The organism is Actinomadura terrae (genome assembly GCF_022751215.1).
GTDB lineage: Bacteria > Actinomycetota > Actinomycetes > Streptosporangiales > Streptosporangiaceae > Spirillospora > Spirillospora terrae.
Map to the genome: position 1 here is coordinate 14,459 of NZ_JAICDG010000010.1, position 20,572 is coordinate 35,030.

General features: G+C 74.9%; 18 protein-coding genes. 5 read left to right on the top strand and 13 right to left on the bottom strand.

The features are described from left to right. Positions 1–112 precede the first annotated feature (112 nt). Both K2F47_RS38675 and K2F47_RS38680 read left to right on the top strand, forming a co-directional pair. A complete protein-coding gene (locus K2F47_RS38675) occupies positions 113–1,942 on the top strand; it encodes a vWA domain-containing protein (protein ID WP_242911226.1) in 1,830 nt (609 codons plus the stop codon). A 70-nt stretch (positions 1,943–2,012) separates the two neighbouring features. Further along, entirely contained in the window at positions 2,013–3,344 is a 1,332-nt protein-coding gene (locus K2F47_RS38680; protein ID WP_242911227.1) for an extracellular solute-binding protein, read from the top strand. A 48-nt stretch (positions 3,345–3,392) separates the two neighbouring features. On the opposite strand, the gene K2F47_RS38685 is transcribed toward K2F47_RS38680, so the two are convergent. The 9 genes from K2F47_RS38685 to infC all read right to left on the bottom strand — a co-directional run bounded on the left by K2F47_RS38685 (position 3,393) and on the right by infC (position 13,729). Then, complete coding sequence (locus K2F47_RS38685; RefSeq protein WP_242911228.1) at positions 3,393–5,009, bottom strand: ABC-F family ATP-binding cassette domain-containing protein; 1,617 nt, start codon at positions 5,007–5,009, stop codon at positions 3,393–3,395. A gap of 473 nt (positions 5,010–5,482) precedes the next feature. Continuing rightward, positions 5,483–7,972 carry a phenylalanine--tRNA ligase subunit beta gene (gene pheT, locus K2F47_RS38690; protein WP_242911229.1) on the bottom strand — a complete coding sequence of 830 codons (2,490 nt, stop codon included), beginning with the start codon at positions 7,970–7,972 and terminating at the stop codon, positions 5,483–5,485. Next, entirely contained in the window at positions 7,972–9,081 is a 1,110-nt protein-coding gene (gene pheS, locus K2F47_RS38695; protein WP_242911230.1) for a phenylalanine--tRNA ligase subunit alpha, read from the bottom strand. The genes pheT and pheS overlap by 1 nt, the downstream gene beginning before the upstream one ends. Before the next feature lie 132 nt (positions 9,082–9,213). Beyond that, positions 9,214–10,287, bottom strand: a complete 1,074-nt coding sequence (locus tag K2F47_RS38700) for a sensor histidine kinase (RefSeq protein ID WP_242911231.1) — start codon at positions 10,285–10,287, stop codon at positions 9,214–9,216. 256 nt (positions 10,288–10,543) lie between these two features. After that, positions 10,544–11,074, bottom strand: a complete 531-nt coding sequence (locus K2F47_RS38705; RefSeq protein WP_242911232.1) for an STAS domain-containing protein — start codon at positions 11,072–11,074, stop codon at positions 10,544–10,546. 273 nt (positions 11,075–11,347) lie between these two features. Next, on the bottom strand, positions 11,348–12,208 hold the full coding sequence (locus K2F47_RS38710; RefSeq protein WP_242911233.1) for a TrmH family RNA methyltransferase: 861 nt from the start codon (positions 12,206–12,208) through the stop codon (positions 11,348–11,350). Positions 12,209–12,241: 33 nt separating this feature from the next. After that, the gene (gene rplT, locus K2F47_RS38715; RefSeq protein WP_131736762.1) at positions 12,242–12,619 is read right to left on the bottom strand and encodes a 50S ribosomal protein L20; all 378 of its coding nucleotides are present in this window, start codon (positions 12,617–12,619) and stop codon (positions 12,242–12,244) included. 70 nt (positions 12,620–12,689) lie between these two features. After that, on the bottom strand, positions 12,690–12,884 hold the full coding sequence (gene rpmI, locus K2F47_RS38720; protein WP_242911234.1) for a 50S ribosomal protein L35: 195 nt from the start codon (positions 12,882–12,884) through the stop codon (positions 12,690–12,692). Positions 12,885–13,165: 281 nt separating this feature from the next. Then, positions 13,166–13,729 (bottom strand): translation initiation factor IF-3, encoded by a 564-nt coding sequence (infC, locus tag K2F47_RS38725; protein WP_308198544.1) that lies wholly within the window; start codon positions 13,727–13,729, stop codon positions 13,166–13,168. Positions 13,730–14,293: 564 nt separating this feature from the next. On the opposite strand from infC, the gene K2F47_RS38730 reads away from it, so the two are divergent. Together K2F47_RS38730 and K2F47_RS38735 are read left to right on the top strand one after the other, a co-directional pair. Beyond that, the gene (locus tag K2F47_RS38730; protein ID WP_242911236.1) at positions 14,294–14,821 is read left to right on the top strand and encodes an NUDIX domain-containing protein; all 528 of its coding nucleotides are present in this window, start codon (positions 14,294–14,296) and stop codon (positions 14,819–14,821) included. A 7-nt stretch (positions 14,822–14,828) separates the two neighbouring features. Further along, complete coding sequence (locus K2F47_RS38735) at positions 14,829–15,770, top strand: carbohydrate kinase family protein (protein ID WP_242911237.1); 942 nt, start codon at positions 14,829–14,831, stop codon at positions 15,768–15,770. A 15-nt stretch (positions 15,771–15,785) separates the two neighbouring features. On the opposite strand, the gene K2F47_RS38740 is transcribed toward K2F47_RS38735, so the two are convergent. After that, entirely contained in the window at positions 15,786–16,508 is a 723-nt protein-coding gene (locus tag K2F47_RS38740) for an HIT family protein (protein WP_242911238.1), read from the bottom strand. Positions 16,509–16,661: 153 nt separating this feature from the next. Between K2F47_RS38740 and K2F47_RS38745 the strand changes: the two genes are divergently transcribed. Then, positions 16,662–18,041 (top strand): prenyltransferase/squalene oxidase repeat-containing protein, encoded by a 1,380-nt coding sequence (locus K2F47_RS38745; protein ID WP_242911239.1) that lies wholly within the window; start codon positions 16,662–16,664, stop codon positions 18,039–18,041. Positions 18,042–18,066: 25 nt separating this feature from the next. Here K2F47_RS38745 and K2F47_RS38750 read toward each other — a convergent pair whose 3' ends face one another. The 3 genes from K2F47_RS38750 to ruvX are packed head-to-tail and all read right to left on the bottom strand — an operon-like array spanning position 18,067 to position 20,530. Then, complete coding sequence (locus K2F47_RS38750) at positions 18,067–18,942, bottom strand: shikimate dehydrogenase (protein WP_242911240.1); 876 nt, start codon at positions 18,940–18,942, stop codon at positions 18,067–18,069. Further along, a complete protein-coding gene (gene mltG, locus K2F47_RS38755; RefSeq protein WP_242911241.1) occupies positions 18,915–20,075 on the bottom strand; it encodes an endolytic transglycosylase MltG in 1,161 nt (386 codons plus the stop codon). Before mltG ends, K2F47_RS38750 begins: the two co-directional genes overlap by 28 nt. Beyond that, positions 20,072–20,530, bottom strand: coding sequence for a Holliday junction resolvase RuvX (ruvX, locus tag K2F47_RS38760; protein ID WP_242911242.1), 459 nt, complete (start codon positions 20,528–20,530; stop codon positions 20,072–20,074). The genes mltG and ruvX overlap by 4 nt, the downstream gene beginning before the upstream one ends. Positions 20,531–20,572 lie beyond the last annotated feature (42 nt).

Here is a 20,572-nt window from a genome sequence, read left to right on the forward strand (position 1 = left end):
CGGGCACGGAACCCCGGTGCCCGCGGGGTCGTCACAGAGGTGAACGGAGAGTGTCCATCTCCCCACTCCCACCGGCGACCAGGCCCGAACCCGCAGCGGGCCGGAGGCCCGCATGGCGAACCCGCTCAAGAACTGGGTCCAGTTCCTCGGCGTCGCCGCGCCCATCGCGGGCGGGCTGGCGGCCGCCGACGAGCCCCGGCGCTTCCCGTTCTACCTCGCCGGGGTCTTCTGCGTGGTCTGCCTCGTGGCGTGGTGGCTGGAGGACACCGACCGGGTCGCCGCCTTCAAGGAGAGGTTGGCCCGGGCCGGCGTCGACCGCGGGTGGAGCGCCGTCAAGGTCGGGGGCGCCGCGCTGGGCGGAGCGGCCGTCGTCGTCGCGGGGTGGGTCGTCGTGCTCCAGGCCCGGTCCCTCGGCGCGGAGGCCTGCGAGCCGCCGCCCGACGTGCGCGTCATGGCCGCGCCGGAGAACATGGCCATGGCGCAGGCCGAGGCCGCCGGGTTCGTCCAGGCCGAGAGCGACGCGGACGGCTGCCTGGCCGTCCGCGTGACCGTCTTCGAGGCGCCGCCGCCCGGCAACGTCCTCGGCGGCGTCTTTAAGGACATGGGGGTCCTCACGGAGCTGCCGCGTCCCGACGTCTGGCTTCCGGCGACCAGCGCCGCGGTCGAGGAGGTCGTGCGGAACAACGCCCCGGAGGCTCGGCTGAGCTGGGGCGGCCGGTACGTCGGACCGCCGTCGCCGCTGGTGCTCGTGCTGTCCGAGCCGGACGCGCGCAGGCTCGGCCTCACCGCCTCGGAGTCCCCGACCTGGAGGCAGCTCGCGGAGAAGGTCGGCGACGCCCGGTTGCTGATGCCGAGCCCGCGCACCACCGAGACGGGCCTGGTCGGCCTCGCCGCCCTCCGCTCCGGCGACACCGCCGACCCGTCCCAGCAGCGGCGCGGGGCCCTCGCCGGACGGGTCGACGACGGCGGCGCCGCGGCGGACGACCCCGGCGAGGTGCTCTGCCGGCTGCGGACGGCACCCGAAGGCGACCCGGTCACCGCCGCCGTCGTGCCGCTGGACACCGTCAAGGAGGACCGGCCCGGCACCCGCTGCGACGCTCCGGGGGCGCGGGCCCGGCAGCTGGTGACCGTGCAGCCCGACGGCGGGGCGATGGCCGTCGACCGGCCGGTGGTCCAGGTCCGCTGGCAGGACGGCGACCCGGACGGGATCTCGTTCGCCGAGAGGTTCGGCGACTGGCTGGCCCGCTCGCGTCCCCGGGGCGCGGTGCCGGCCGCGCACCCCCGCTTCGGCCTGAACGACCTGAGGAACGCGCGCGCCCTGATGAACAACGCGTGGAAACCGCGCTCGGTGGACTTCATGCTCGACTTCTCCCGGACGATGAACACGCCCGTGGACGACGGGACCCTGCTGACGGAGGCCCGCAACCTCGTCTACCACACGCTGGACCGGCTCGGCCCCAACGACCGGGTTGGCCTGTGGCGGTTCCCGGACGCCCCCGGGGGCCGCGACCCGCGGCAGCTCGTCCCCACGGCGCCCGCCGACGAGGCCGCCAGGACGCGGATCGAGCGGTGGCTGAAGCAGGCGCGCGAGGCCGACGCCGAGACGACGCCGCTCTACCACGCGATCGCGGCCGCGGCGCGGCGCGCGGCGGGGGAGGCCGCCGACCGGCGCGCCGGGGGCGACCAGGACGGCCCGCGGGCACTGGTCGTGCTCACCGACGGCCTCGACGACGACCCGGGCCGCGACGGCCGCGCCACCCGCCGGGAGCTCCAGGCCGCCCTGAAGGACGCGAACGCCCCGGACGTCCACGTCCTCGCGCTCACCGGTGCGGGATGCCCGAAGGAACTGGTCGACCTCGGACGAACGGAGCACAGGCTCCACTGCGTCCCCGCGAGCGCGGACGGCGACCCGCTGTTCGACGCCCTCTTCCGCTCGCCCTAGCCGCCCCCAGCCATCGTCCTGGCCATCGGCCCGGCCACCGGCCGCACGCACAGAAACGGAGCCGAAGAAGGTGCGTCCCAACACGGTGTGGACCGGTGCCGTCGCCGGAGCACTGGTCACCCTGGTCGGCCTGGTCGCCTACCCGAAGGCGGCGTCCGCGCCGTCCACGGGCTGCGCGCCGGGCGCCCCGCTCGTCGTGGTCGGCGGCAAGGACCCGATCGGCGTGCGGCAGGCGCTCGTCGGCGAGTGGCCCGGCCGGCACGGGCTCCGGGCGACGTTCCGCCACCTGCCGCTGAACAGCGACATGGAGCACAGCGAGCTCGTGTCGACCGCGCGCTCCGGCGGCTGCGACGGCGACGTCTACATCCTCGACACCCCCTGGACGCCGGAGTTCGCCGAGGCCGGCTACATCCGGCCCCTCGACGACCTTCCCGAGGCGAGCCTGCGGCCGATCCTCCCGGCCCTCCTGCGCACCGGGCGGTACCGCGGCGAGCGGTGGACGGTGCCGCTCAACACCGACGCGCCCCTGCTCATCTACCGCACCGACCTCGTCGCCCGCGTCCCGGCGACCCAGGCGGAGCTCAGGAGGGAGGCGCGCGCGGTCATGCGGCCCGGCACCGGCCTCAAGGCGGGGCTCATGCTGCAACTCGACCGCTACGAGGGCTTCACCGTCGACATGCTCGAACTGATCCGCGACCAGGGCGGCGACATCACCGTCGACGAGGACGGGAAGGTCGCGATGGACCGCGCGGCCGTCCGCGACGCGCTGGGCGACCTCTCCAACGCCATGCGGGGGCAGCGGCCGGTGATCTCCCCGGCGTCGCTGGAGGCCGACGAGACGGCGGGCGTCCGGGCCTTCGAGAACGGCGAGGTGGCGTTCCTGCGCGACTGGCCCGCGTTCTACGCCCTGCTCCTCAACAGCGGGAGCGAGTTCTCCAAGCGCCTCGGCGCCGTCCCCTACCCGGGCGAGCGGGTGCTGGGCGGCCAGAGCCTCGCCCTGGCCGCCTCCCTCACCGGCGAGCGGGCCCGCGCGGCACGCGAGCTGGTCGAGTACCTCACCGACGCGGAGCGGCAGCGGCTGCTGTTCGCCTGCGGCGGGTGGGCGCCCGTGCGCGAGGACGCCTACCGGGGCTCCCAGGCCTGCGACTCCCAGGGGACCCCGAACAAGGAGGTCGTCCTGCACGCCGAGGCCCCCGTGATCCGCGCGGCCGTGGCGTCCGCGCGTCCGCGCCCCTCGTCGGTCTACTACCCCGAGTTCAGCCGCGTCCTCCAGGAGCGGCTGCGCGACCGGCTGCGGTGCACGACCGGGCTGGCGGACTGCTCGGCGCAGGGCGGCGACGAGCAGTTCCTCGACGACCTCGAAGAGGCCCTGGAGCGGGCGGCGCGCGGACGCGTGCGCTGACCGGGTGTGCCGACCGGGTGTGCCACCCGCCCGCCGACCCGCCCGGGGTCACATCGGGTCCACCTCGGACAGGCCCGCGCGGCGGTCCATGGCGAGCCAGCGGGTGATCCCGACCGTCCGCAGGAACGGCAGGTCGTGGCTGACCACCAGCAGCGCGCCCCGGTACCCCGACAGGGCCTCGCCGAGCTGCCGGACGCTCGCCATGTCGAGGTTGTTCGTCGGCTCGTCCAGCAGCAGGAGCCGCGGCGCGGGCTCGGCGAGCAGCAGCGACGCCAGCACCGCGCGGAACCGCTCGCCGCCCGACAGCGTCCCCGCCGGCTGCTCGGCCCGCGCGCCCCGGAACAGGAACCGCGCCAGCCCGGCCCGCACCTGGTTCACCGGCACCGACGGCGCGACCGCGCGCACGTTGTCGATGACGCTGAGCTCCTCGTGGAGGACGTCGAGCCGCTGCGGCAGGTAGCGGACGCCCTCGACCCCCAACCGCACCGCCATCCCGTCCGGGACGGACTCGCCGGTCAGGGCCCGCAGGAACGTCGTCTTGCCCGAGCCGTTCGGGCCGACCAGCGCGATCCGCTCCGGGCCCCGGACGATCAGCTCCTCCAGCGACCCGGTCTCCGGCTCGGGCGGCGCGAGCCCGGCCACGGTCACGACCGTCCGCCCGGCGGGGACCTCGGTGGCGGGCAGCGCCACCCGGATCTCGGCGTCCCCGCGCACCGCCTCCTCGGCCTCGGTGAGCCGGGCGCGGGCCCCGGCGAGCCGCTCCTCGTGCATGACGCGGTGCTTGCCCGCCGCGACCTGCGCCTGCCGCTTGCGCTCGCCCATCACGATCTTGGGCTCGCGCTTGCTCTCCTGCATCTTCTTGCCGTACCGCAGCCGCCGCGCCAGCTTGACGTGCGCCTCCTCCAGCTCGCGCTTCTGGCGGCGCATGTCGGTCTCGGCCGCGCGGACGGTCCGCTCGGCGGCCTCCCGCTCGACCGCGAGCAGCTCCTCGTAGGCGGTGAGGTTGCCGCCGAACGTCCGGACGGCGCCCTCGCGCAGGTCGGTGATCTCCTCGACCCGGTCGAGCAGCTCCCGGTCGTGGCTGACGACGACGAGCACGCCCGTCCAGGACTCGACCGCGTCGTACAGGCGGCGGCGCGCGTCCAGGTCGAGGTTGTTGGTCGGCTCGTCCAGCAGCAGGACGTCCGGGCGGGCCAGGAACAGCGCCGCGAGCGCGACCATGACGGCCTCGCCGCCCGACAGCGTCGGGACGGTGCGGTCCAGGCCGATCTCGCCGAGGCCGAGCCGGTCGAGTTCGGCGCGGGCGCGCTCCTCGACGTCCCAGTCGTCGCCGACGGCGGCGAAGTTCTCCTCGGTGGCCTCGCCGCGCTCGATGGCGTGCAGCGCCGCCCGCGCGGCGCTGATGCCGAGCAGGTCCGAGACGGTGCTGGCGCCGTCGAGCGGGAGGTTCTGCGGCAGGTAGCCGACCTCCCCGGCCACGCTGATCTTGCCGGAGGCGGGCGCCAGCTCCCCCGCGATCAGCCTCAGCAGCGTGGACTTGCCCGAGCCGTTGACGCCGATCAGGCCGGTGCGGGTGGCGCCGAACGCGACGTCCAGATCGTGCAGGACCCTGGTGCCGTCGGGCCAGGCGAAGGACACGCCGGAGCACACGATGGCGAATGACATGAGGGGGCCTCCATGATGGCGTAGCGAATGGCAGAACACATGGAGACACCGCGTGGGACGCGCGACGCGGCCGGCGGGCTGGAGGCGGTCACGGCGGAAGAAGCCGTCACGGCATGGAAAAGCCCGGCGGGGACGAAGGTCCACGGCTGAGGTCACGTGCGCGGGCCGAAGAGCGGCCGTCGCGCGGTGTCGGACCTCAGATCCTCAATGGACTCCCCTACCGGGCGGCAATGTGACGCGGCCACCTTACCCGAACCGCCACCATGAAGCAAACCACGTCAACAGGCGCGAAAGGACGGCCCCACGCATCACGCGCGAGACCGCCCTGTCGCTCGTCCGCTGCCTACCGCTCCTCAGGCGCCCCGTCAATCGTCGGGCGCCCGCCGGTCATCAGGCGCCTGTGGTTCGTCAGGCGCCGCGGACGGAAGCCCGCCCGTCGGGCGCCTGCCGGTGGTCAGGTGTCCGACGGTCGGTCAGGCGCCGCGCAGGGTGGCGCCGGTGTGGGCCGTCGCGGCGGCGACCGCCGCGTCGCGGGCGGTGGTCGCCTCCTCCGCCGTCAGCGTGCGGTCGGGCGCGCGGAAGCGCAGCGTGTAGGCCAGCGACTTCCGCCCCTCCCCCACCTGCTCGCCGGTGTAGACGTCGAACAGCCGGATCGCCTCCAGCAGTTCGCCCGCGCCCTCGCGCAGGGCCGCCGCGACGCGTGCGGCGGGCACGTCGGAGTCGACGACGAGCGCGACGTCCTGCGTGGCGACCGGGTAGGTCGACACGTGCGGCGCGCGGGGCGCCGCGGGCTCGCCCAGGCGGCGCAGCTCCAGCTCCATCGCGCAGGTGCGCGGCGGCAGCCCGTACGCCTTGGTGACGCGCGGGTGCAGCTCGCCGGCGTGGCCCACCAGGACGTCGCCCGCGTAGAGCGCGGCGCAGCGGCCCGGGTGCCACGGGGCGTGCTGGTCGGCCCGCACCTCCAGCTCGACGCCGGCCTCGCGGGCCACGGTGCGGGCGGCCTCGACGGCGTCCGCCCACAGCGCGGGACGGCCCGCCCCCCACCAGCCCGACGGCTCCCGGTCGCCCGACAGCACGACGGCCACCCGGTGCGGCTGGTCGGGCAGCGCCGCCTCCACGGAGGCGACCTCCTCCGGCGTCGGCCCGCGGTCGACGCCGAGCCGCGGCGCCCGTTCCGGCGCGTCCGGCCGGGGGCGGAACACCAGGCCCATCTCGAACAGCGCCGCGTCCCCGAAGCCGCGCCCCACGTTGTGGACGAGGGCGCGCAGCAGCCCGGGCAGCAGCGTCGTGCGCAGGAGCGGCTCGTCCTCGGAGAGGGGGTTGGCGAGCCGCAGCGCGGTCCGCCGGTCGTCGCCGGCCGGGAGCTGGAGGTCGTCCCAGTCCTTCTCGGCGGCGAACGGGAACGACAGCACCTCGACGTACCCGGCGCCCGCGAGCGCCCGGCCCACCCGGCGCCGCAGCCGCTGCTGGAGCGTCAGCCCCCGCCCGTTGGACGGACGCGGCGCGCGGACCGGGATGTCCTCGTACCCCTCCAACCGGATGACCTCCTCGGCGAGGTCGTTGGGGTCGACGAGGTCGGGACGCCACGACGGCGGCGTCACGGTCAGCACGTCGCCCTCGCCGGTGCCGCCCGCGACGGCGCAGCCGACGTCCTCCAGCCGCCGGACGACCGTGTCCGGGGTGTAGGTCACGCCCGCGACCCGTCCGGGGTGGCCCGCGGCCATCGTGACCGTGACCCGCTCCACCGGCGCCTGCGCGTGCGTCACACCGGGGACGATCTCGGCGCCGCCCAGCTCGGCCAGCATCCGCGCCGCCCGGTAGGAGGCGTACAGCGGCAGCTCGCGGTCGACGCCGCGCTCGAACCGGTAGGACGCCTCGCTGTGCAGCCGGTGCCGGCGGCTCATCCGGGCGGTGCCGACGGCGTCGAAGTGCGCGGCCTCGATGACCATGTCCGACGACCGGTCGTCGATCTCGGTGGCGAGGCCGCCCATCGTGCCCGCCATCGAGATCGGCCCCGACTCGTCGGTGATCAGGATGTCCTCGGGGTCGAGGGTCCGCTTGGCGTGGTCGAGGGTCTCCAGCGCCTCGCCCGGCGCGGCGCGCCGCACCACGATCGGGCCGGTGAGCTTGGACCGGTCGAAGGCGTGCAGCGGCTGGCCCAGCTCCAGCATCAGGTAGTTGGTGACGTCCACGGCCAGCGACACCGGCCGCATCCCGGCACGGTACAGGCGCGTCTGCATCCACACGGGCGTGGTCGCGTCCGGGTCGAAGCCGCGCACCTCCCGCAGCACGAACCGGTCGCACGCGGACGGGTCGGCGATGCTCGCCGGGTAGGACGCGCCGGTGTCGGCGGGCAGCTCGACGTCGGCCGGGTCCTTGAACGGAACCCCGTAGGCCGTGGCCGCCTCGCGGGCGATGCCGCGGATCGACAGCGCGTAGCCGCGGTCCGGCGTGACGGCGATGTCGAGGACGTCGTCGCGCAGGCCGAGCAGCTCCACCGCGTCCGTCCCGGGCGTGGTGTCGGACGGCAGGACGAGGATGCCCGCGTGGTCGTCGCCGATGCCCAGCTCGTCGACCGCGCAGATCATCCCCTCCGACAGCCTGCCGTAGGTCTTGCGCGCCCCGATCTCGAACCCGCCCGGCAGCACCCCGCCGGGCAGGATGACCACGACGTGGTCGCCGACGGCGAAGTTCGTCGCGCCGCAGATGATGTTCTGCGGCTCGCCGGTGCCGTTCGCCTGCCCGACGTCCACCTGGCAGTAGCGGATCGGCTTCTTGAACCCGGCGAGCTCCTCGATCGCCAGGACTCGGCCGACCACCAGCGGGCCGGTCAGGTCGGCGCCCGCCCGCTCGACGGTCTCGACTTCGAGACCGGCCGCGATCAGCTTCGCGGCCAGCTCGCGGCCGGTGACCCCGGCGGGCAGCTCGACGTACTCGCGCACCCAGGAAAGCGGCGCCCGCATCAGATCTCCATCCCGAACGGGAGGGTGAACCGGACGTCGCCCTCCACCATGTCGTGCATGTCCTCGACACCGTGCCGGAACATCAGCGTCCGCTCGACGCCCAGCCCGAACGCCCAGCCGCTGTAGCGGTCGGGGTCGACGCCGCAGGCCACCAGCACCCGGGGGTTGACCATCCCGCAGCCGCCCAGCTCGATCCAGCCCTCGGAGCTGCACGTCCGGCACGGGTCGCCGCCCGGCTCGGCCGAGGCGCCCCGGCACACGAAGCACTGCATGTCGACCTCGGCCGACGGCTCGGTGAACGGGAAGTAGGACGGGCGGAACCGCGTCTTCAGCCCCTCACCGAACATCCCCTCCACGAACACGCCGATACCGCCGCGCAGGTCGGCCATCGTCAGGCCCTCGTCGACGGCGAGGCCCTCCAGCTGGTGGAAGACGGGGCTGTGCGTGGCGTCCAGCTCGTCGGTGCGGAACGTCTTGCCCGGCATCACCACGTACACCGGCAGCGGGCGCGACAGCAGCGACCTGATCTGCACCGGCGAGGTGTGGGTGCGCATCACCAGGCCCGTCTCCTCGGACCCGACGAAGAACGTGTCCTGCATGGTGCGGGCGGGGTGGTCGGGCGTGAAGTTCAGCGCGTCGAAGTTGAACCACTCCGCCTCGACCTCGGGACCCTCGGCGACCTCGAAGCCCATGGAGACGAAGACGTCGGCCATCCGCTCCTGCGTGGTGGTCAGCGGGTGCCGGGCGCCGCGGGGGGCGCGGTCCCACGGCAGCGTGACATCGACGGTCTCCTCGACGAGGACGCGCTGGTCGCGCTCGTCCTCCAGCTCGGCCTGCCGCTTCTTGAGCGCCTGCGCGACCGCGCCCCGGGCGGCGCCGATGCGCTTGCCGGCCTCGGCGCGGCCGGCGGGCGGCAGCGCGCCGATCTCGCGGTTGGCGAGCGCCAGCGGGGACCGGTCGCCGGCGTGCGCCAGGCGGACCTGCTTGAGGTCGTCGAGGGTGCCGGCCGCGGCGATGGCGGCGAGCGCCTCGTCGCGGGCGCGCTCCAGCTCCTGCGGGCTCAACGCGGACACCTCGACGGGATCGTAGGACTTGTTGGGTGCAGACATGGTGGTGTGATAACTCCGGTCGGCGTGGGACGCCCGCAGTCTAGTGCGCGGGCGCGAAGGTTCCGGAACGTTCGTGCGCGCTCAGCGCGGCCCACCGGGGGCCCGGTGCCGCGGCTCCGGCCGTCGGCCGCTTCAGCTCGCGTAGTCGGGGGCCCCGGCGGGCACGGTAAATCGGAACTCGGCGCCGCCGCCGGGCGCGCGCCGCACCGTGATCACGCCGCCGTGCGCCTCGACGAGGCCCTTCACGATGTAGAGGCCGAGGCCGGTGCCGCCGCGGCGGTTGCCGCCGGGGCCGCGCCAGAACTGCCGGAACACGCGCTGGACGGCCTCGGGCGGTATGCCCTCGCCCTCGTCGCGCACCGACACGGCGGCCCCCTCCTTGTGCGCGTCCGGCTCCACCACGATCGTCACGGTGCCGGCTCCGTGCCGGACCGCGTTCTCGACCAGGTTACCGAGGATCTGGTCGACCTTGTCGGGGTCGAGCCACATCTCGGGCAGTTCGCCGCGCGTCTCGAAGCGGAACCGGTCCTCGGGCTCGCCTGCCGCGACGCGTCCGGCGATGACCTTGCGGACCTCCTCGGGCAGGTCGACGACCTGGCGGTGCATCTCCAGGCGGCCCGCCTCGATGCGCGAGACGTCCAGCAACTCGGTGATGAGCCGGGTGACGCGGTCGGCGTCGGCGTTGACGGTCTCCAGCATGACGCGCTTCTGGTCGTCGTTGAAGCGGTGCCACTTGGCGAGCAGCGTCGCGGTGAAGCCCTTCACGCTGGTCAGCGGGGACCGCAGCTCGTGCGCCACGGTGGAGACGAGGTCGGCGCGGTCGCGTTCCTGCCGGGCGCGGTGGGCGGCGTCGCGCAGTGAGACGCTGAAGCGCTCGACCCGGCCGCAGGGGTCGCGGCGGTAGGCGGCGGTCACCAGCAGTTCGGTGCCGCCGGGCATGAACAGCACCCGCTCGGGGTGCCGGGTGCGAGTGGCGAGGCCCTCGTAGGGCGCCAGGCACTTCCACCAGTCGCGGCCCTCGGCGTCGTGCAGCGGGAGGACGTCGCGGAAGTCGGCGCCGAGCGCGGTCTCCGCGCCGACACCGGTCATCCGGACGGCGGCGGCGTTGAACACCACGACGCGGGCGTCCCGGTCGGCCACGAGCAGCCCGTCGGGCAGGTCGTCGGCCGGACCGGTCGAATCGCCCGCCGGCGCGCGCGCGGCCACGCGGGGAGGTCGATCTCCGCCCACTGCGGCCTCCAGAAACACCGGTCGGGACGTGGCCTGTCGAGTAGAGACTCTATCTGGACTCGGGCCCCTCGCGGGACCCGGAAAACGCCCTGCGGCAAGGCTTTTGTAGCCACCGGGTGGGGTGCGCGCCCCGCCGCGGACGTCCTCACCAGGGAGTACGCAGGCCGCCCCCGCCGCGGTTCGATCGGGCCCCGCTCGACCGAGATCGCTTCCCGGCGCGGGACGGGCGGGATCAGCTCGCCCGGCTGGGCGGGCCCTCCGTCAGCGCGCGGTCGGCGTCCGGGTGCAGGGCGAACAGGCGGTGCAGGCCGGTGATGCGCAGCAGCCGCAGCTGCGCGGGGCGGACGCCGGCGAGGACGATCTCGCCGCCGGACGCGGAGACCTGGTTGTGCGCGGCGACGAGGGCGCCGAGGCCGGCCGCGTCGCAGAACGGCACGGCGGCGAAGTCGACGACGAGGCGGCGGAAGCCCGCGCCGTACAGGTCGATGAGGTGGGCGCGCAGCGTGTCGGCGGTCTGGAGGTCGATCTCGCCGGTCAGGGCGGTGACGGCGGTGTCGCCGCGGACCCGGGCGGTCTCGATGGCGAGGCCGGTGCCCACGGCGGCGGTCACCGCGGCGCCCGGCGCGCCGGGCGCCGCGGGCGCGCCGTCGGCGGCCACGGCGGACACGCCCGCCCGGCACCTGAACTCCGGCCCCCGCCGGCCCGGCCTCCTGGCCGCCCTGGTCTCCTCGGTCATCACGTTCGCCCCCACTCTGCGCGGCATCGTCGCCGCCCCTGGTCAACCACGGTAAGCACCCGTTGGAACGTGCAAATCCCTCGCCGGGCCGGTATCCCGCTCCTACCTGGGGACGAGGGCCCGCCGCGCCGGCCAGGCCCCCGCCCCGCCGTCGCGAGGCACCATCTTCGCAGGTCACAACCGGAGAAATCAGTTCGGAGGCGACCGCTTGCGGCCATCCGAACACGGAACGCAGTGAATCCAGTGCAAGCGCCTGCGTAACGCTCGTCACATACGTGTCACATACCTGTCACACGCGGATCACGTGCGGGAACTTGCCCCCTGTGCCCCTTGGGCCTCCTGCGCCCGCCGTGCCCGCTGGGCGCGCGCCGAGGCGTACAGGCAGACGGCGGCGGCGGTCGCGAGGTTCAGGCTCTCGGCGCGGCCGTGGATCGGCACCCGGACGACCTCGTCGACGTGCCGGAGGATCTCCTCGGGCAGCCCCCACGCCTCGTTGCCGAACACCCAGGCGGTGGGGCGGGCGAGGAGCCCGTCGTCGATGCACTCGTCCAGCGTGCGCTCGCCCGCGCCGTCGGCGGCGAGGACGGTGAGCCCGGCGCCGCGCAGCTCGGGGATCAGGGTGTCGAAGCGCGGGCCGACCACGACCGGCAGGTGGAACAGGCTGCCCGCCGAGGCGCGCACGCACTTGCCGTTGTAGGGGTCGACGGACGCGTCGGTGAACACGACCGCCTCCGAGCCCGCCGCGTCGGCGGTGCGCAGCACCGTCCCGGCGTTGCCGGGATCGCGGACGTGCGCGAGCACGGTCACGAGCTCGGGGCCGGACTCCAGCGCGGCGCCGAGCGGGACGTCGAGGAACCCGCAGACGGCCAGCAGCCCCTGGGGCGTGACCGTCTGCGCCAGCTCGGCCATGACCTCGCCGCTGACCCGCAGCACCGGCGCACCGGCCTGCTCGGCGGCCAGCACCAGCTCGGGGTGGCGCGCCTCGGCCTCGGCCGTGGTGAACAGCTCGGCGAGGCCGCCGGGGATCAGCAGCGCCTCCCGCACCGCCTGCGGTCCCTCGGCGAGGAACCGGCCCTCACGGCGCCGGAAGGCGCGCTTGGCGAGCCGGCGAGCCGCCTTCACCCGTGGTGATCGGAGGGAGGTCAGCTCGCGGCCCGCCATGTCGCTGTGATCGCCTGAGTGCCGGTCGCCGGCTCAGGCGGCCTCCGAACCCTCGGCCGGGAGGGCGTCCTTGGCGACCTTGACCAGGGCGGCGAACGCGGCGGCGTCGTTCACGGCGAGCTCGGCGAGCATGCGCCGGTCGACCTCGACCTCGGCCGCCTTCAGGCCCTGGATGAACCGGTTGTAGGTGATGCCGTTCGCGCGGGCGGCGGCGTTGATCCGCTGGATCCACAGCCGGCGGAACTGGCCCTTGCGGTCCTTGCGGTCCCGGAAGGCGTAGGTCATCGAGTGGAGCTGCTGCTCCTTGGCCTTGCGGTACAGGCGCGACCGCTGGCCGCGGTAGCCGCTCGACCGCTCCAGGACGACCCGACGCTTCTTGGCGGCGTTGACCGCCCGCTTCACGCGTGCCACGTGATGGACTCCTTCGTGGGGGCCGGGGCCATCCGGGCCTCGGCCGGTCGCTGATGTTGCCGGTCGGGTACTACTTGCGCAGCAGCTTCTTGATGTTCTTCGCGTCCGCGGGGGCCACCACGGCGGGGCCGGACAGCCGGCGGGTCCGCTTGCTCGGCTTGTGCTCGAGCAGGTGGTTCTTGTTGGCGCGGCGGCGCATCACCTTGCCGGAGCCGGTCAGCTTGAACCGCTTCTTGGCACCGCTGTGGGTCTTGGTCTTCGGCATGGTCGCCGTCGTCTCCCTCGCTGTGTGGCCCCCGCGCGGCGGCACGGTGGCGCGCCTGAATCGGCGCATCGCACGGAACCCCGTGTGACGCGCCGGGTCAGGCTTCAATGTACGTGCGTCACGACCCCGCGAAACCGCGAGGGCGCGATACGGACCCGCCCGGTGAGGCGTGCCCTGGTGACCGGTTCACCCCGCGCCGCCCCGGATCTCCGGGCTCGCCGCCGGCCTCCCGGCGCTCGGCTCCGCCGAAGGTCCCCGCGGGGGCGGGCACCGGCCGGGCCTCAGGCGGTGCCGGCGTCGCGGCTCGCGGCGCGCTCGGCCTTGGCCTCCGCCTTCTTCTTGTGCGGACCGAGCACCATGATCATGTTCCGGCCGTCCTGCTTGGGCCGCGACTCGACGAAGCCGAGTTCCTCGACGTCGTCGGCGAGCCGCTGGAGCAGCCGGTAACCGAGCTCGGGACGGGACTGCTCACGACCACGGAACATGATCGTGACCTTCACCTTGTCCCCGGCCTTCAGGAACCGCACCACGTGACCCTTCTTGGTCTCGTAGTCGTGCGGGTCGATCTTCGGGCGGAGCTTGATCTCCTTGATGACCGTGTGCGCCTGGTTCTTCCGCGCCTCACGCGCCTTCATCGCGGACTCGTACTTGAACTTGCCGTAGTCCATGAGCTTGGCGACGGGCGGGCGCGCGGTCGGCGCCACCTCGACGAGGTCGAGATCCGACTCGCGCGCGAGTTCAAGGGCCTTGGCGATGGGCACGATGCCCACCTGTTCGCCGTTCGGGCCGACGAGCCGGACCTCGGGCACGCGAATGCGGTCGTTGATACGCGGTTCGGCGCTGATGGGACCTCCTTGGGGCCGTTCTCAAGTTCGTAGACCGGTCGTACCCCGAGGCTCTCACGCGAAAAGCCCCGCACGACTCACGTACGGGGCCACCTTCGGTCTCCCCGTACGGCGGAACCGCCCGGGGACGACGGCGGAACGAGCGCGCGGCGCGCGTTTCGCCGGACCGAGACCCACCGGCCGCACGGCCGGTCAGGTGGGAGGTGGCCTCCGCTTGAGCGCCCGGCACGCGCCATCGCCTCGATCGCGCGCACAGGGCCGGTCGGCCTCCAAGACTACCACCTGCGCAGCCCTGGCGCGCCCTGCCGGTTCGCTCCTCGTTCGTCCGGTTCTCCCGCGCTCGCCCGCCTGTTCGTCCGCCATCTCGCGGGATCGCGCGCTCACGGCGGTCCCGGGGTACGTCCCCGTCTACAACCGGCCGCGCGGGCGGGCCATTCCCTCGTGGCGCGGCCCGGACGGGTGAGGTTCTTCTGGCCCGCCGGGTCTCTCGGCGCGGGGGGCGCGGCTTGTTACGGTAGGGCGGACGACGGCCCGGTGGGGCCGGCACCAGGGAGGTCTCCCGCGATGCCCTCGGTCGAGGCCGGCGCCCCCGGCCCCCTCACCGGCATGTCCCCGGTCAGGCTTCAGTTCGCGCAGAAGGCGTTCATCGAGGCCCGCGGCAGGCTGCTGCTGGTCCGCAAGTCGGCGGAGGACCCCTTCCAGCCCGGCCGCTGGGAGGTGCCCGGGGGCCGGCTGGAGGTGGAGGAGGACCTCGATCTGGACGACCACGTCCGCCGGGAGGTCTGGGAGGAGGTCGGCCTGAAGATCGACCCGGGCCCGCCCTTCCACCTGTGGCAGTGGTTCATGCCCGACCTCGACACCAGGGCCCGCGACGCGCGGGCCCGGAACGCGCGGATCCGCGTGGTCGCGACGGCCCGCCGCTGCCGCCCGCTGTCGCTGGACGCCGACCTCGGCAACCAGGAGGCCGGCGACCATCTGGCCGAGTGCGCCTGGGTGCCGCTGGCCGAGGTCGGCGGGTACGCGCTGATCCCGAGCCTGCGCCCGGTGATGCGGGCCTACCTGTCGCGCTCCGGCCTGTCGCGGTCCGGCTGAGCCGCCGATGGACGTCGCGGCCCCCTCGCCCGCGCTGTCGCCCGGCCTGGACGGCGCGGCGCGCCGCCGGTTCTCGCTGTTCGTCATGGGCGACGTGCGGGTCGAGGCGCGCGCGTCCCTGCCCGACGTGCGGTTCGGCGAGCTGACGGCGGACCGGCTGTCCTACGCGCCGGCGCGGGCGCTGGTCGCGGGGACGGCCGTCAACATGGCGCGGTGCGCGGTCGGCTACTTCCGCAGGGTGAGCGTGCTGGGCAAGGTCGGGGACGACGCGTTCACGCCGGTGATCCGGCGGGAGCTGCGGCGGCTCGGCGTCCGCGACCTGCTGCGCGTGGAGGAGGGCGCGGCGAACGGGGTGACGGTGATGCTGCGGGACCGCCCGGACGGCGACGGCCCCGGCGTGCGGCTGCTCGTGGCGGCGGAGGACGCGCCGGGGCGGCGGCTGACCGAGTCGGAGGTGCGCGCCGCGTCCGCCGGCATCCGCCGCGCCGACGCGCTGTTCGTCGACGGGTACGCGCTGCTGTCGCCGGTGTCGCGGGCGGCGCTGCGCACGGCCGCGGAGGTCGCGCGGGACGCGGGGACGCTGGTCGCCTTCGACCTCGTCCCGCACGACATCGACGGGCGGCTGCCCGCGCTCGACGTGCTGCCGGCGCTGTCGCTCGCCGACGTGGTGTTCACCGAGGCGCCCACGGTGGCGCGGCTGCTCGGGCACGAGCCGCCGGCCGGGTCGGGCGAGATGCGCGACCTACTGCCCGCGCTGGACCGGGCGGCGCCGGGGCGCCCGCTGTGGCTGCTGCGGTTCGGGGCGACGTCGCTGGAGCACGTGCTGGCCTACCAGCGGGACCGGCTGCTGATGGAGTACCCGACCGGGTACGGGGCGGGGGCGGCGCGCGCGGGCTTCGGCGACCGGCTCGCGTCGAGCGAGCTGTACTGGTGGCTGTCGCGGCGCTGATCCCGGCTCCGGCGGTCAGCGGCGCGCGGCCTCGACGGCGGCGGCCGCCCGCCGCATGTCCCGGACGGTGCGCTGGAAGCGGCGCCTGCTTTCCGGCGTCCCGAACGTCTCCTGCCAGCGCCACGGCCCACCCGCTTGGGCACCTCCGGCGGCGTTTCCGGCGGCGGCGGTGACGGCCCAGCGGAGGAACTGGCTTCGCACGCCGTCCCCCGCGTGGACGGTGGCGCGGCCCTCCTCCTCGACCAGCAGGTAGGAACGGCCCGCGCGGAAGCGCGCGCGCAGGGCGGCGTGCCCGGCCGGGACGCCGGGAAGGCCGCGCTCCTCCAGCACCGCGCGGACGCCCGGCGCCCCCGGCAGGAGGTGCCAGTGCGCGTGGTCGACGCACGCGCCGCCGCCCTGGGACGTCGCCGGGCCGTGTTCGAGCAGCAGCAGGTCGCCGCCGCCGTAGGCCGCGTCGTAGAGGCGGGAGACGTGGTCGCGCCAGCGGAGGGCCCGTCCCCACAGGCCGGCGCCGAACGCCCCGGCGCACTGGCGGTGGCGCCGCGTCACCAGGAGGAGGTGGCCGCGCGCGAGCGGCGCCACGTCCGGGATCAGCAGGAACGCGGCGTCGCGGGCGAGCACGGACGACTCGCCGGGGAGCCCGGCCATGGCGTTGACGCGGAACCGCAGCGGCGGGCACAGGACGCAGTCGTGGACGGGCGCGCCGCGGGTCGCGCTCCACGTCGATGGCCGGGCCAACCGTCCTCCTGCGCTGGGAACCGCACGGGTTCTCCCCTCCCAGCGTGCCCGGTGGCCGGGCGTCCCGCTCCGTCCGGGTGCCGATACAGACATGGCACCCGCGGGGTACAAATCGTGGCGAAGCGGGCATAAAGCCAACAGAAGGCGATCACCGTGCACCAGTCTCCCCCCGAACCCCCGCTTCCGCGGCCCACCCGTGCCGCCCGTCCGGCCGAACCGTCCCCGGTCGCCGAGGCCGTGATCGACATGGCCGTCCTCGTGACGCGGCTGGAGGAGTCGCTCGACGTGCTGCGCGACACCTACGCGCCCGCGCTCGGCGCGGGCGGCGGGTGGTACCACGAGCTCGCGCGGCCCGAGCCGGGGACGACCGCGACGGCCCTCGGCCTGCTGGCGTTCGTGGAGACCGGGCGCCCCTTCGAGTACTTCCACGAGGGGCTGGCGCTGCTCGCCGCGCGGCAGGCCGCCTCCGAGGACGCGCTGCGCGACGGCGGCTGGGCCACCCGGACGAGCCTCGGCATGCCCGTCGTCGAGGCCACCGGCTGGATCGCCCGGTTCCTCGCCCGCGCCCGCTGCGACCTGCGCGAGGACGCGCCCGACCTGCGGCGGGCCTACCGGTGGCTGCTGCGCAACCAGAACCCCGACGGCGGCTGGGGCTCGCTGCGCGGCTGCCCCTCGCGGGTGTGGCTGACGTGCCTGGCGCTGCGGGCGCTGAGCCAGCTCAACCCGCACGACCCGGCGGTCGACCGGGGCGTGGAGTGGCTGACCGCCGACCGGACCGCGCACCGCCCCGGCTGGGGCCCCACCCCGGACGCCGCGCCCACCGTCACCCACACGGCGTTCGCGCTGGTGACGCTGGCCGAGGCGCGCCCGGAGCTGCGGACCGAGCGGCTGCTGGACGCCCACGACTGGCTCGCGGAGGGGCTGGACGGCGACGACGACCACATCTGGATCGAGACCTACGACGTCTGCCCGCCGGGCGCCGGGTCGGCCGCCGTCTGCCGGCTCGCGCTGTGGCACTACGGGCTGCCGATCGCGCTCGTCGCGCTGCTGCGCGACCCCCGCGGCCCGCGCGGCCCGGCCGTCGCCCGCGTGTTCCGCGCGCTCGTGCGCGGCGAGATCACCGGTCCCCGCTGGACCACCCATCCCGGCGGCGGGCGCACCTCGTTGTGGACGCTGTGGTGGCGGCTGGAGAGCCTGGTCGCGCTCACCCGGCTCCCGCTCGCGGGGGGCGCCGACGTGCTGCACTGGCTGCCGGACGCGACGATCGTGCAGCACGCCCACGCGCGCGAACTCCCCCTCGCCGCGCTGCTGCCGCACCACCGGCGGCTGGAGCCGGTGGCGCTCGTCCGGCGGCACTGGTCGGCGCTGCTGCTGGCCTGCATCTGCCTCGGCAGCGCGTTCGGCGTCACGACGGGCGCGTGGGGCTGGCGGGACTTCTGGCTGAGCGTGATCCTGCCGATCGTGCTGACGATGGTGGACGAGTCGGTGAAGCGGCGGCGCGGCCCGCGCGACCCGCCGCTCGACCCGACCTGACCCTCAGCCGGTCCTCGGCCGGCCCTCAGCCGGCGCGCCGGGCGAGTTCGGCCTCCCCGGCGGCGCGCATCGCCTCCACCGGGACGTCGGCGCGCCCGGTCATCAGCGCCACCTGCCGGACGGCCTGGTGCAGCAGCATGCCGAAGCCGCCCGCGACCGTCCCGCCCGCCCGCGCGACCGCACGGGCGAGGGCGGTGGGCCAGGGCGCGTAGACGACGTCGAACAGCGCCGCGCCCGAGGCGGCGACCGGCTCGGCGTAGGCGTCGGCGGCCCGTCCGGGCAGGGTCGAGACCACCAGCCCGGCCGGGAGGTGCTCGGCCAGCCGGTCCAGCGGGACGACCCGGACCGCGAGCCCGAACCGCTCCCCCACGGCGGCGGCCTCGGCGGCGCGCTCGGGCACGCGGGCGGCGAGCACCGCCTCGGGCAGGCCGAGTTCGGCGAGCGCCGCCAGCGCCGAGGCGGCGGTCGCGCCGCCGCCGAGCACCAGCGCGGAGCCGGGCGCCGAAAGGCCCGCCTCGGTGAGCGCGGTCACGATCCCGTACACGTCGGTGTTGTCGGCGTGCCGCCGCCCGTCCCGCAGGACGAGCGTGTTGGCGCCGCCGACCCCGGCCGCGAGGTCCGACACCGAGTCCGCCAGCTTCAGCGCGACCCGCTTGAGCGGCATCGTCAGCGACAGGCCCGCCCACTCGGGGCCGAGCCCGTCCAGCAGCGCGGCAAGGCCGTCCTCGCCGCACTCGACCGCGTCGTAGGACCACGCGTCCAGGCCCATCGCCGCGTACGCCGCCCGGTGCAGCACCGGCGACAGCGAGTGCGCGACCGGCGAGCCCAGCACCGCCGCCCGCCGGACCGCGCTGCCGTCCCGCTCTACCCGGGTCAGTTGCCCGGGTGCTTGCGCTGCCACTCGCGGAACTCCTGCTCCAGTTTCTGCCGCTCCGCCTCCGTCGTGGCGAACTTGGTGACCTTGTTGGTGGGGTCGGTGGCGACGAAGAACAGCCAGGTCCCCTTCTCCGGCGTGACCGCCGCCTCGATCGCCTCCGGCCCCGGGTTGGAGATCGGCCCCGGCGGCAGCCCCTTGTGCTTGTAGGTGTTGTAGGGCGAGTCGACCTGGAGGTCGCGGTTGCGCACGTCCAGCGTGCGCTTGTTGAGCGCGTACAGGACCGTGGTGTCGAACTGGAGCGGCATCCCGACCTTGAGCCGGTTGTAAATCACCCGCGAGATCTTCGGGAAGTCCGAGGAGAGGCCCCCCTCCGCCTGGACCAGGCTCGCCAGCGTCAGCACCGTCGCGGGGCTCAGGTCCGCCGCCTTCGCCTTCTCCTCCAGGCCGACCGACTCCGCCTCCTTGCGGAAGCGGTCCACCATGAGCTTGAGGGCCTGCTTCGCCGAGCCGTTCGGGTCGAGGTCGTAGCGCCCCGGGTAGAGGAAGCCCTCGACGTTGCCCTTGGCGTAGGCCGGGAGGCCGAGGCCCGCCCCGTCCTTGGCGGCCGCCTGGAAGTCCTTCACCGGGATACCGGTCTTCTTCGCTAGCAGCTGGTAGACCTCGATGGCGCGGCGGCCCTCGGGGATCGTGACCTGGTTGCCCGCGCGCGACCTGGTGTCCAGCAGCAGCGCCATCGCCGCCGACGAGGACATCTTCAGCCGCATCTGGTAGAAGCCCGGCTGGATCGAGGAGGCCCTGGTCTCCTTCCCGTAGGCCTTCACGAACGCGCGCACGCTCTTGACGACGCGGTGCTCCTGAAGCGTCGTGCCGATCGCCGAGCCGCTGTCGCCGTCCTTGATCTGGACGGTGACGCGGCCGCTCCCGGCGCCCTTGTAGTCCGGCGGGTGGAGCTTGTTGTCGAGCCAGGCGGCGCCGAGGACGCCGCCGGTGCCGAACACCGCCACGATGAACGCCATCGCGAACAGGGCGGCCGCGCGGCCGTTGCCCTTGCGCCTGCGCTGCTTCTTGCGGACGCGCCGCTGGGCCCGCCGGCCGGGCTGCTGCTCCGGCTGCGGGCCGTCCCCGTAGGGATCGGAGAAAAGGTCCAAATCGTTCATGAGCTCCCCCGGACGATCTCGCCTGGGGGGCGCCCAGTCAACCGTTCCCCGTCAAGAGCCGCTTGAAGCAGGACGGCGGCGGCGGCCTGATCGACGACGCGGCGGCGCGCCTGACCGTGCACTCCGCTCGCGCGCAGCCCCGCCTCGGCCGTGACCGTGGTGAGCCGCTCGTCGTAAAGGCGGACCTCCGCGTCCGGGAGGCGGCCCGCCAGCCGCACCGCGAACCTGCGCGCCGCCTCCGCCGCCGGGCCCTCCCGGCCCGACAGCGACGTCGGCAGGCCGACGACGACCTCGATCGCCTCGTGCTCGGCGGCGAGCCGGACGAGCCGGTCGACGTCCCCCTTGCCGCTCTTCACCGTCTCCAGCGGCGAGGCGAGGATCCCGGCCGGGTCGCAGCGGGCGACGCCCACGCGGACGGTCCCCACGTCCACCCCGAGCCGGACGCCCGGCCTCATCGCTCGGCCCGCCTCGGACGGGGCGGCCTCGCCCTTGTTCCC

What these genes read in the sequence shown, in the direction of transcription:
- K2F47_RS38675 (WP_242911226.1), top strand. Translation starts at nt 113, where the DNA reads ATGGCGAACCCGCTCAAGAACTGGGTCCAGTTCCTCGGCGTCGCCGCG.
- K2F47_RS38685 (WP_242911228.1), bottom strand. Translation starts at nt 5,009, where the DNA reads ATGTCATTCGCCATCGTGTGCTCCGGCGTGTCCTTCGCCTGGCCCGAC.
- pheT (WP_242911229.1), bottom strand. Translation starts at nt 7,972, where the DNA reads ATGCGGGCGCCGCTTTCCTGGGTGCGCGAGTACGTCGAGCTGCCCGCC.
- pheS (WP_242911230.1), bottom strand. Translation starts at nt 9,081, where the DNA reads ATGTCTGCACCCAACAAGTCCTACGATCCCGTCGAGGTGTCCGCGTTG.
- K2F47_RS38705 (WP_242911232.1), bottom strand. Translation starts at nt 11,074, where the DNA reads ATGCCGCGCAGAGTGGGGGCGAACGTGATGACCGAGGAGACCAGGGCG.
- K2F47_RS38710 (WP_242911233.1), bottom strand. Translation starts at nt 12,208, where the DNA reads ATGGCGGGCCGCGAGCTGACCTCCCTCCGATCACCACGGGTGAAGGCG.
- rpmI (WP_242911234.1), bottom strand. Translation starts at nt 12,884, where the DNA reads ATGCCGAAGACCAAGACCCACAGCGGTGCCAAGAAGCGGTTCAAGCTG.
- K2F47_RS38730 (WP_242911236.1), top strand. Translation starts at nt 14,294, where the DNA reads ATGCCCTCGGTCGAGGCCGGCGCCCCCGGCCCCCTCACCGGCATGTCC.
- K2F47_RS38735 (WP_242911237.1), top strand. Translation starts at nt 14,829, where the DNA reads ATGGACGTCGCGGCCCCCTCGCCCGCGCTGTCGCCCGGCCTGGACGGC.
- mltG (WP_242911241.1), bottom strand. Translation starts at nt 20,075, where the DNA reads ATGAACGATTTGGACCTTTTCTCCGATCCCTACGGGGACGGCCCGCAG.
- ruvX (WP_242911242.1), bottom strand. Translation starts at nt 20,530, where the DNA reads ATGAGGCCGGGCGTCCGGCTCGGGGTGGACGTGGGGACCGTCCGCGTG.